The 11229-nt window shown below is 71.5% G+C and carries 6 protein-coding genes and 1 pseudogene; 4 read left to right on the plus strand and 3 right to left on the minus strand.

The features are described 5' to 3' along the window. A pseudogene (locus L1885_RS15410) lies at window positions 1–314 on the minus strand (tetratricopeptide repeat protein); the annotation flags it as partial. A 439-nt stretch (window positions 315–753) separates the two neighbouring features. Between L1885_RS15410 and L1885_RS15415 the strand changes: the two are divergent. The 4 genes from L1885_RS15415 (at window position 754) to L1885_RS15430 (ending at window position 8950) form a co-directional block, all read left to right on the plus strand. After that, the gene (locus L1885_RS15415; protein ID WP_235797685.1) at window positions 754–2619 is read left to right on the plus strand and encodes a phospholipase C; all 1866 of its coding nucleotides are present in this window, start codon (window positions 754–756) and stop codon (window positions 2617–2619) included. A gap of 331 nt (window positions 2620–2950) precedes the next feature. Continuing rightward, the gene (locus tag L1885_RS29205; RefSeq protein WP_235797686.1) at window positions 2951–4723 is read left to right on the plus strand and encodes an FG-GAP repeat domain-containing protein; all 1773 of its coding nucleotides are present in this window, start codon (window positions 2951–2953) and stop codon (window positions 4721–4723) included. Between the two features lie 446 nt (window positions 4724–5169). Further along, complete coding sequence (locus tag L1885_RS15425; protein ID WP_235797687.1) at window positions 5170–7479, plus strand: alpha-L-rhamnosidase-related protein; 2310 nt, start codon at window positions 5170–5172, stop codon at window positions 7477–7479. A gap of 7 nt (window positions 7480–7486) precedes the next feature. Next, window positions 7487–8950 carry a sugar porter family MFS transporter gene (locus L1885_RS15430; protein WP_235797688.1) on the plus strand — a complete coding sequence of 488 codons (1464 nt, stop codon included), beginning with the start codon at window positions 7487–7489 and terminating at the stop codon, window positions 8948–8950. Between the two features lie 108 nt (window positions 8951–9058). Here L1885_RS15430 and aceB read toward each other — a convergent pair whose 3' ends face one another. Both aceB and L1885_RS15440 read right to left on the minus strand, forming a co-directional pair. Continuing rightward, window positions 9059–10693 (minus strand): malate synthase A, encoded by a 1635-nt coding sequence (gene aceB, locus L1885_RS15435; protein ID WP_235797689.1) that lies wholly within the window; start codon window positions 10691–10693, stop codon window positions 9059–9061. Window positions 10694–10938: 245 nt separating this feature from the next. After that, window positions 10939–11229 (minus strand): nucleotidyltransferase family protein (locus L1885_RS15440; protein WP_235797690.1); only part of this gene is annotated, 291 nt, incomplete at its 5' end.

Genomic DNA, 11229 nt, shown 5'->3' on the forward strand with positions numbered 1-11229 from the left:
CGGGCCAGGGGCAGCGCCCCGCGCTGCCGGGCGAGCGTGCCCCCGCTCCACAGCGCCCACGCCATCACGGCCGGAGCGTCCGCCGCCCGGGCGGCGCGGTAGGCGGCCCGCCACGCGGTGCCCGCCTCCTCGACCGCTCCGAGCCTGCGGTGTGCCTCCGCCTCCCCCAGCAGGGCCCGCGCGCTCTCCAGCGGCGTCGCGGCCTCCCGCCCCACGCGCTTCGCAGTCGCGAGCACTTCTTCGTAGGACGAGTTCACGTCCAGGGCGGCCCTCAGGGCGCCCTGGTACTCGGGAGCGAAAGCCTTGCCGTGCATGCGCGGTCTTCCTTTCAGCCACGTTCCGTTGACGTGCCCGAAAAGTTAGCCAGCCGGGGTATACCGAGTAGTCACCCCACGGAGGTGTTGATCCGTCCCCCTCCGGGCCTACGCCGGCGGGGCCGCGTCGGCTGCGCGGCGTAGGGGGCGGCCGGACGCCTCCCCCGGAAGTCGTCCCCTGCCATCGGGGCCGCGCCCCGGGTGCGCGGACCCCGCGGGCCACCGCCCGGCCCCGCGAGGATTTGCGGATGCGATGAGGGCTTCTTACCTTTTCACAACGGTTTCATGGGGAAGTGCTGACCAACCATTCACCGCCAGGCCAGGTCAGTGCCACGCGCCCGCACGTACGGCTCACCGAACATGCTTACCGAAATCCGACAGCGCATGACGACACGCCCGTGGGGGGAGTGGCCGGTGCGCAGGCATGGATAGGTGACAGATGTTCAGTGCAAGAGCCATGACGGCGCCGGGCCGGCGCGGCGCGGGGAAGGCCGCGGCGCTGCTCGCGGCCGCCGCGCTCGTCGCGCTCGGCGGTTCGGTGGCCCCGGCCTCCGCCGCCCCCAAAGCCAAGGACAACAGCGCGAAGACGACCACGCCCATCAAGCACGTGGTCGTGATCTTCGACGAGAACGAGTCCTTCGACCACTACTTCGCGACGTACCCGAAGGCCGCGAACACGGACGGCACGACGTTCACCGCGTCGAACCGTACGCCCAAGGCCGACAACCTGGCGTCGGCGAAGCTGCTGAAGAAGAACCCCAACCAGTACGCGCCGAAGCGGCTCACCCCCGACCAGGCCCTGACCTGCTCGCAGAACCACAACTACGGTCCCGAGCAGCTCGCGTACAACAACGGCAAGGCCAACAAGTTCGTCGAGAACACCGAGACGGACACCTGCTCCGGCGGTCTGTTCGGCGAGCCCGGCCTGTCGATGGACTACTACGACGGCAACACCACCACCGCGCTGTGGAACTACGCGCAGCACTACACGCTGAGCGACAACTCCTTCGGCTCGAACTTCGGCCCGTCGACGCCGGGCGCCCTGAACCTCGTCTCGGGCCAGACCCACGGCGCCGAGTCGATGGACCCGTCCACGGGCACCGAGAAGCCGAAGCAGACGAAGACGCCCAGTTCCTCGGTGCTGTCCTCGCCCGACAAGAAGGGCGTGGGCACCGTCATCGGCGACCCCGACCCGGCCTACGACGACTGCGCGGACTCGAACCACACGTCGACCAACGCGCTCGCCGCGATGCAGGGCCAGAACATCGGTGACCTGCTCAACCAGAAGAACGTCTCCTGGGGCTGGTTCCAGGGCGGCTTCCGGCCCACCACCGCGTGGGACGGCACGAAGGGCACCTACGCCGTCTGCGGCGCGACACACAAGAACATCGGCGGTGCCTCGGTCGTCGACTACAGCCCGCACCACTCGCCGTTCGAGTACTACAAGTCGACGTCGAACCCGCACCACCTGGCGCCGGCGAACGTCGACGAGATCGGCCACAACGGCCGCGCGAACCACAACTACGACCTGACGGACTTCGACGCGGCGCTCGCCGCGCAGAAGCTGCCCGCCGTGTCGTTCCTGAAGGCCGCGCAGTACCAGGACGCCCACCCCGGCAACTCGGACCCGATCGACGAGCAGAACTGGCTCATCGGCGAGATCAACAAGATCCAGAAGTCCGCCGACTGGAAGTCCACCGCGATCGTCCTCGCGTACGACGACTCGGACGGCTGGTACGACCACGTCGCCCCGCCCGTGCTCAACGGCTCGAAGGACACCGCCCTCGGTTCCAACGGCAAGCCGACCGACGGTGTCGCCTGCCAGGACGGCCCCAAGGCCAAGGGCGGCTACGCCGACCGCTGCGGCCCCGGCCCGCGCCTGCCGATGATGGTCATCTCGCCCTACGCGAAGACCAACGCGATCGACCACACGCTCACCGAGCAGGCGTCGATCACCCGGTTCGTCGAGGACAACTGGTCCACGAAGAAGATCGGTGACGCGTCCTTCGACACGCGCGCCGGCACCATGAACAACTTCTTCAACTTCAAGAAGCCCAACAACGTCGAGGTGCTCCTCGACAAGAAGGGCGCCGTCTCCACGATCAAGTCCATCCCGAAGAAGGCCCCGAAGCCGGCGAAGGACGTGAAGATCACCGGCCCGATGGGCGGCGGTCTCGACGGTTCCGGCCTGGCCTCGCAGTCCTCCGACTCCGCCTCCGTGACCGTCCCGGTCGCGGCGGGCGTCGCCGTCCTCGCCGCCATCGGCGGCGGCGCGGCCATCCGCCGCCGGCGGCGCACCTCGTAACACCTGAGCCCCGGGACACCGCCGGGGCCACGCACCGACACAGGGGCGGCGCCGACCGGGCGCCGCCCCTGTGTGCGTGGGGCGCGGCCGGCCCGTGCGTGGCGTGCGGCCGCGACCGGCCCGCCGCCACCGGCCCGCCGCGACCCGTGGCCGACCCATCGCCGCCACCAGGAAGTTCGGGCAATTCCGCGAACGAATATCGGAGTTCCTGTGAGGATCGTGAGGCTATAGTGATGTGCCCGAGTCGGACACACTCGCGACTCGGACTCTCACTTCCGCCCGCACGGACCCATCCGGCGCGCGGTTTTCTTTCACATCCCTTGGGGGGGTTGTGTCGCATTCCTCTCCGGCGCGCATTCGTCCGCGCCGTTCCGGCCGCCTGATCGCGGTCTGCACATCCGGGATCCTCGCCGCGGGCGCTTTCGCGCTCGGCCCGGCCGGCGTCGCACAGGCCGACACCGGTTCCGGCACCGCACCGCACGCCATCGCGCCGGTCGCACCGAAGGGCGGGCAGCAGCCGACGCTGAGCCTGCCGAAGAAGGCCGCGACGCACGCGAAGGGCGCCCGGTCGCTGGCCAGGTCCGCCGCCCGCGCGCCGCTGACCACGCCGCGCTTCGACCCGAACAACGACGGCGTCGCCGACGCCCTGGTCGAGGGCGGCAACGGCTCCCTGGGCGAGGTGAACGTCACCGCGGGCACCACGGCGTCGCACGGCACGGTCAAGGTCAAGTACCAGGACATCCTCACGCCCGGCCACGAGAGCTCCGCGGCCACCCAGGTCCTCTCCCTGACGACGACCGGCAAGCTGTCGCTGTGGAACTACGCGAGCTTCCCCGGCGGCAGCCCGCTGTGGACGGGCTCCGGCTGGAACACGTACAACAAGGTCGTCGCGGTCGGCGACACCAACGGCGACGGCTTCGGCGACCTGCTCGCCCGCACCCACACCGGCGACCTGTACCTCTACAAGGGCACGGGCAAGGCGACCAGCCCGTTCACCGCCAAGGTCAAGGTCGGCAGCGGCTTCGGCGGCTACGACCAGCTCCTGGGCGCGGGCGACATCACCGGCACCGGGTACGAGTCCCTGGTGGCGCGCGACCTCAACGGCGACCTCTGGTACTTCCGGCTGGACGGCACCGCCGCCGCGCCGCTGGCCGCCAGGGTGAAGATCGGCACCGGCTGGAACACGTACAACCAGGTCATCGGCTACGGCGACGACGAGACGCAGCAGGGCGGCATCCTCGGCCGCAAGGTCGGCGGCGACGTGTACTACTACACGGGCAGGCCCGGCGGCAGCGGCACGAGTTCGCTGACCGCCAAGGAGCTCTTCGGCACGGGCTGGAACAGCGAACTGTTCGTCGGCCAGGGCAAGAACCTGCTCTGGGGCAAGAACAACCTGTTCGGCCTGACGTCCGGCGGCGACATCTACTACTACTCCGGCCTCAACACGGGCTCGGTCACCGCGCGCGAGCTGGTCGGCTCGGGCTTCAAGGGCGCCAAGCTCATCGCCCCGGTGTCGCTGACCAGCACGGAGGAGCAGCCCCTGCTGGAGCTCTACCAGGGCACGCTCTACAACGACACCCCCGGCTTCGAGGGCGTCAAGACCACCGGCTTCGGCAGCTACAACCTGGTCGTCGGCCCCGGCGACCTCAACGGCGACGGCAACAGCGACCTGATCGCCCGCGACAGCGGCGGCACCCTGTGGCTCTACACGGGCAAGGGCGACGGCCACTTCAACGCGAAGACGAAGATCGGCACCGGCTGGAACCAGTTCAACCAGCTCGTCGGCGCCGGCGACATCAACGGTGACGGGTACGCGGACATCGTGGCCCGCAACTCCGCCGGCCAGCTGTACTTCTACGCCGGCAAGGGCTCGGCGGCCTCGCCGTTCCAGGCCAAGTCCCTGATCGGCCCCGGCTGGAACATGTTCACCAAGCTCGCCGCGCCCGGCGACCTCGACGGCGACGGCCGTGCCGACCTCGTCGCCGTCACCTCCGGCGGCCAGCTCTACCGGTACTCCTCCACCGGCCACACCGGCACGAGCACGTTCAAGGCACGCGTCGAGATCGGCAAGGCCGGCTGGAACGGCTACACCTCGCTGCTCTGACGCACCCCGCCCGGGGCCGAACCGCTCCGGGCACCGCTCGCGTCGGCCGCCGTCCCGTCCCGGGGCGTCCGGCCGCGTGAGCCCCGAGGTTCCGGGCCCGTGGCCCCGGGCGCGCACCGCGCCCGGGGCCACGGGCCCTTCGCGTCGCACGGCCCGGGGACGGGCGCCCGGGCGCGCCGTCGCGAGCCAAGTGGCCCGGCACGCCCGGGCGCCGCCGGGGCGACACCGCGACACGCGGGGGTCCTGCAACGAGTGCCTGCCGCGCGGTACTTCGGCACCCCGCTCCCCGGCCCCGCCCGTGCACGCCTCTGGACGCCCTGACGGCCGCGGCCGTAACCTGCTCGGCAGTCGCGCTCATTGAAACGTTCAAACCCACCCCTCCCGGGAGCATGATGACTCGCGCAGCAGCACACGGCCCCCGTCGTCGCACCGTCATCGCGGGCGCCATGACGTCCGCCCTGCTCAGCACGGCCGGACTGGACGCGGCGAGCGCCGCGGCGGCCCCGCCGACGGGCCCTCGGCCGGTGCCCGGCAAGGCCCCCTCCGGGCCGTGGGATCGGTTCAATCTCTCGCCCCGCGGCCGCACCGTGCGGCCCGTCGCCACCCACCCGCGGCCCGGCGCGCCGACGGTGCTGCACGGCCAGGGCTCGTCCGTCACCTTCGACTTCGGGCAGGAGACGGGCGGCTTCGTCACCCTCGCGTTCACCGGCCGCACCGACGCGGACCAGGTCGTCGGGCTCACGTACGCCGAGCTGTCGACCTACGTGAGCGCCACCTCCAGCGACGGCTCCAACGGCGGTTCGAACAACGAGCCGCCCGTCCACTACGCCGTCACGCCCGGCGGGACGCTCAGCACCCGCCACGACACCCCGCTGGCGGGTGCGAGCGGCGAGGCGGCGGCCGACCCGGCGTCCCAACTGCGCGGCGGATTCAGGTACCTGACCGTCGTGAACGTCACCGGCGGCACCGTCGCCCTCGGCGACGTGTCCGTCAGCGTCACGTTCGCCCCGAACGCGGCCGACCCGCGTGCCTATCCCAACCACTTCCACTGCGACGACGACCTGCTCAACCGGATCTGGTACGCGGGCGCGTACACCGTGCAGACCAACATCGTCGCCCGCGACCAGGGCCGCGTGTGGGGGCCGCCGGACGTGGGCTGGAACAACAGCGCGACGGTCGGCGAGTCCGGGGACACCGTCCTCGTCGACGGCGCCAAGCGGGACCGCACGGTGTGGCCGGGCGACCTCGGCATCTCCGTACTCACCGACTACGTGTCCCTCGGGGACCTGGACACCGTCCGCAACTCGCTGCGCACGCTCTACGACCACCAGGACGCGGCGAGCGGCGCGCTCCCCTACGCGGGGCCCGCCGTCGACTTCGTCGGCAACTCCGACGCGTACCACCTGTGGACGCTGATCGGCACGGCCTCCTACGTGCAGCTCTCGGGCGACCTCGCCTGGGGCCGCTCGATCTACGCGGCCTACCGCAAGGCGCTCGGGTTCTCGCTCGCCAAGCTCGACACCGACGGGCTGCTGAACGTGACGGCCGCCGCGGACTGGGCCCGCACCGACGCGGACGGCAAGAACCTCGAAGCCAACGCCATCATGTACCGCGCGCTGGTCACCGGCGCCGCCCTGGCCCGCTCCCTGGGTGACGGCACGACGGCGGACGACTGCGCCGGCCGGGCCGCCGCACTCAAGTCGGCCGTGGCAGGCGGAGGCTACTGGGACGAGTCCGCGGGCCTGTACCGCGACAAGCCCACCGGGCCCGGCGCCCAGCTCCACCCGCAGGACGGCAACTCCCTCGCGCTGTGGTTCGGCCTCGCCGACTCCCCCGCCCGCGCGGCGGCCGTGAGCACGGCCCTCGCCGCCCGCTGGAGTCCCGTCGGCGCGCTCACCCCGGAGAAGGGCGACTCGTCCGTCCACCCGTTCCCCGGCGGCATGGAGGTGCACGCGCACTTCGCCGCGGGCCGGGACGCCACCGCCCTGGACCTGATACGCCTCGAATGGGGCTACATGCTGGACGCGCCGCAGGGCACCGCAAGCACGTTCTGGGAGGGCTACCGCACCGACGGCACCTCGGACTACTCCGGCTCGTACATGAGTGCCGCCCACGGCTGGTCCACCGGGCCCACCTCGGCCCTGACCTACCGGCTGCTCGGCATCGCGCCCGCCGAGGACGGCGGCCGCGGGCACACCGTCGTGCCGCACCCCGGGGGCCTCGGGTCCGCCGAGGGGCAACTGACCACGGCGGACGGGGTGATCACCGCGTCGTGGGCGGCGGGCCGGGCCGGCAGCGGCTCCTTCGACCTGACCGTCGGCGCGCCGCGCGGCGCGATCACCGAGGTGGGCGTGCCGGTGCCCGACGGCGGTCGCGGCTGGCGCGTGACCCTGGACGGGCGGGCCGTGTGGGACGCGAAGTCGCCCTCCCACGGGGCCCGTCGGGAGGGCGGCTACGTGCGCCTGCGCGGGGCCGCGCTCCCGACTGTTACGGTGTGTCACCGAGAGGCGTGCTCCCGCCGCGGTGGATGCCATATTTCACAGCTCTCCCGGGCGGTGCGGCCGCGCCCCCGGGGTAGACGAGCGCTCAGCGGATCATGGAAGCGTGCGAGGGGCGACCCCGTGTGCCCGGCCCGACGGTGCCCAGCGGCCCCCGTCAGCGCCCACGGGTCTTCGAATGCTTACATGTACCCACACGACAAGGACCGATTCATAGTGATTTGCCCGACAGGTGGTCGGGTGACGTACATGAGGTGATGGCTACATGGCCCAATCAGTCAGAGGAGCAGGCTCGCCGAGCCGCAAGGGCAAAGCTCTGGGGGTCTCCATCGCCGCCGCCGTCGGCGGCTTTCTCTTCGGTTTCGACTCCTCCGTCATCAACGGCGCGGTCAACTCGCTCACCGACCACTTCCACCTCGGGGCGTTCCTCTCCGGCTTCGTGGTCTCCATCGCGCTCCTCGGCTGCGCGGTCGGCGCCTGGTACGCGGGCCGGCTGGCCGACATCTGGGGCCGCCGCAAGGTGATGCTGCTCGGCTCGGCGATGTTCATCATCAGCTCGGTCGGCTCGGCCCTCGCCTTCTCCGTGCCCGACCTCCTGGTGTGGCGCGTGATCGGCGGCCTCGGCATCGGCATCGCCTCGGTGATCGCCCCCGCCTACATCTCCGAGGTGGCACCCGCCAGCGGCCGCGGCGCGCTCGGCTCGCTGCAGCAGCTCGCCATCACGATCGGCCAGCTCGTCGTCCTCAGCTCCAACAAGGGCCTGGCGGGTGCCGCGGGCGGTGCCTCCCAGGACCTGTGGTGGGGCCTGCAGGCCTGGCGCTGGATGTTCCTCGTCGGCGTCATCCCCGCCGCCGTCTACGGCGTGCTCGCCCTGATGATCCCCGAGTCGCCGCGCTACCTCGTCCAAAAGGGCCGTATCGGTGACGCGGCGGGCGTGCTGGAACGCATCTCCGGCGAGGAGGACGGCCGGGCCAAGGCGAGCGAGATCCAGCAGACCCTGCGCAAGGAGCACCGCACCAGCTTCGCGGACATCCGCGGCGCGCGCTTCGGGCTGCACCCGCTGGTCTGGGTCGGCATCATCATGGCCGCGCTGCAGCAGCTCGTCGGCATCAACGCGATCTTCTACTACTCGACGACGCTGTGGCAGTCCGTCGGCTTCAGCGAGTCCAGCTCGTTCACGACCTCCGTGATCACTGCGGCGATCAACGTGGTGATGACCGTCGTCGCGATGCTCTTCATCGACCGGGTCGGCCGCAGGCGCCTGCTGACGATCGGTTCGATCGGCATGTTCCTCTCGCTGCTGCTGACGGCGATCGCGTTCTCGCAGCAGCACGGCAGCGGCAAGTCCGTGACGCTGCCCCACCCGTACGGTCCCCTGGCGCTGGTCGGCGCCAACGCCTTCGTGGTGTTCTTCGCGCTGTCGTGGGGACCCGTGATGTGGGTCATGCTCGCGGAGATGTTCCCGAACCGGATGCGCGCGATGGCACTGGCGATCGGCACCGCGTCCAACTGGATCTTCAACTTCATCGTGACGTTCGCCTTCCAGCCGGCGACCGACCACGTGGGGCTGTCCTGGCTGTACGGCGCGTTCGCGCTGTTCGCCTTCCTGTCGATCTGGTTCGTGCGCTTCAAGATCCCCGAGACGAAGCGCATGACGCTGGAGTCCATGACGGGCGAGTCCTATCGCCGCCCGGACGCCTCGCAGGGCCGCGGTACGCCGACGGCCTGAGCAGCCGCCGGCCCCGACGGGCGCTCCCGCCACCCCCGGTCACCGGGGGCGGCGGGAGCGCCCGTCGCCGTGTGCGCCCACCGCCGGCGGAAGGCGGGCCTCCCGCCGTCAGCCGCGCAGGCGCTCGTACGCGGGGAGGGTGAGGAAGTCGGCGTAGTCGGAGTCCAGGGAGACCGTCAGGAGCAGGTCGTGGGCCTGCTGCCACTCGCCGGACTCGAACGCCTTGTCGCCGGCCTCCGCCCGGATCGCGTCGAGTTCCCTCGCCGCGAGGTCCCGGACCAGGTCGCGGGTGACCGGCTCGCTGCGGCCCTCGTGCTCGACCCGCACCCCCGCGTTGATCCACTGCCAGATCTGGGAGCGGGAGATCTCCGCCGTGGCGGCGTCCTCCATCAGGTTGAAGATGGCCACGGCGCCCGCGCCCCGCAGCCAGGCCTCGATGTAGCGCAGCCCGACCTGGACCGCGTTGACGAGCCCCTCGTAGGTGGGCCTCGCGTCCAGCGAGTCCACGGCGATCAGGTCCGCCGGCGCCACGACGACGTCCTCGCGCAGTCGGTCCTTCTGGTGGGGCCGGTCGCCGAGGACCGCGTCGAAGGCCTCCCGGCACACCGGCACCAGGTCGGGGTGCGCGACCCAGGACCCGTCGAAGCCGTCGGCCGCCTCGCGGTCCTTGTCCGCCTTCACCTTCTCCAGGGCGACCTTGTTGACCTCGGGGTCGCGGCGGGAGGGGATGAACGCGGCCATCCCGCCGATGGCGTGCGCGCCGCGCCGGTGGCAGGTGCGCACGAGGAGTTCGGTGTAGGCCCGCATGAACGGCGCGGTCATCGTCACGGCGTTGCGATCGGGCAGGACGAACTTCGCACCGCCGTCACGGAAGTTCTTCACGATCGAGAACAGGTAGTCCCAGCGGCCCGCGTTCAGCCCGGACGCGTGGTCGCGCAGTTCGTAGAGGATCTCGTCCATCTCGTAGGCGGCCGTGATCGTCTCGATCAGCACGGTCGCGCGGATGGTCCCCTGCTCGATGCCGAGAAGGTCCTGGGCGGCGACGAAGACGTCGTTCCACAGCCGCGCCTCGAGGTAGGACTCGGTCTTCGGCAGGTAGAAGTACGGGCCGAGGCCGCGCTCCAGCAGACGCCGCGCGTTGTGGAAGAAGTACAGCCCGAAGTCGACCAGCGCGCCCGGCACGTCCTTCCCGTCGGCCGCGCGCAGGTGGCGCTCCGGCAGGTGCCAGCCGCGCGGCCGCACGACGACGGTGGCGAGGCCGTCGGCGTCGCGCAGTGCGTACGACTTGCCCGAGGACTCGTCCGTGAAGTCGATGCGCCGCTCGTAGGCGTCGATCAGGTTGATCTGGCCGGTGACCACGTTCTCCCAGGTCGGCGCGGACGCGTCCTCGAAGTCCGCGAGCCACACGCGGGCCCCCGAGTTGAGGGCGTTGATCGTCATCTTCCGGTCGGTCGGCCCGGTGATCTCGACCCGGCGGTCCTCCAGCGCACGCGGCGACGGGGCGACCCGCCAGCTGTCGTCGGCCCGGACCGAGGCCGTCTCCGCGGGGAAGTCGAGGGTGCTGGTACGGGCGATCTCCGCGCGCCGTTCGACACGGCGTGCCAGCAGTTCGTCGCGGCGGTCGGTGAAGCGCGCGTGCAGTTCGGCGAGGAAGGTGAGGGCCTCCTCGGTCAGCACCTCCTCCTGCCGGGGCAGCGGGGCGGGCGCGACGATCTCCAGCGGTGACGGCGCTGGTGCGGGCATGGGGCACTCCTTCGGCGGTCCGGCGGCTCCCGGACGCCGGGGCGATGGCACCGGGTGCCACGTAGGGCGGCGAAGGCGGTACGCACCGTTCCGGGCATCGAGGGCTTCTGACCAGTGGATAGTAGTTTCCTCATGGTGGAAGTTCAATGCTTTGTTGACGGCGGGACTCCCGGGGCGGCGCCGGCGCGGCCCGCAGTGCCGCCCCCGCGCCCAACCGGCCCGCGCCGACGGTGCCTTGCGGTGCGTCAGGCCAGCCGCCCGAGGTCCTCCGGCGTGTCGATGTCGTAGGGGTCGGCCACGTCGCCGCACTCGACCAGCTCGATCGCCGCCTCGTGCTCCCGCAGGTAGCCGCGTGCCCCCCGGTCGCCCACCGCCTGCTCCACGACGCCGGCCCAGTGCTCCGCGCCGAGCAGTACGGGGTGCCCCCGGCGCCCGCCGTACGCGGCGGAGGCCAGCGCGCCGCGCGAACCCCCGTAGGCGGCCACCACCCTGGCCACCGCGCGGGCGCCGATGCCCGGCTGGTCCACGAGGAGGAC

The organism is Streptomyces fuscigenes (genome assembly GCF_021556455.1).
Lineage (GTDB): Bacteria > Actinomycetota > Actinomycetes > Streptomycetales > Streptomycetaceae > Streptomyces > Streptomyces fuscigenes.

What these genes read in the sequence shown, in the direction of transcription:
- L1885_RS15415 (WP_235797685.1), top strand. Translation starts at nt 754, where the DNA reads ATGTTCAGTGCAAGAGCCATGACGGCGCCGGGCCGGCGCGGCGCGGGG.
- L1885_RS15425 (WP_235797687.1), top strand. Translation starts at nt 5,170, where the DNA reads ATGACGTCCGCCCTGCTCAGCACGGCCGGACTGGACGCGGCGAGCGCC.
- L1885_RS15430 (WP_235797688.1), top strand. Translation starts at nt 7,487, where the DNA reads ATGGCCCAATCAGTCAGAGGAGCAGGCTCGCCGAGCCGCAAGGGCAAA.
- aceB (WP_235797689.1), bottom strand. Translation starts at nt 10,693, where the DNA reads ATGCCCGCACCAGCGCCGTCACCGCTGGAGATCGTCGCGCCCGCCCCG.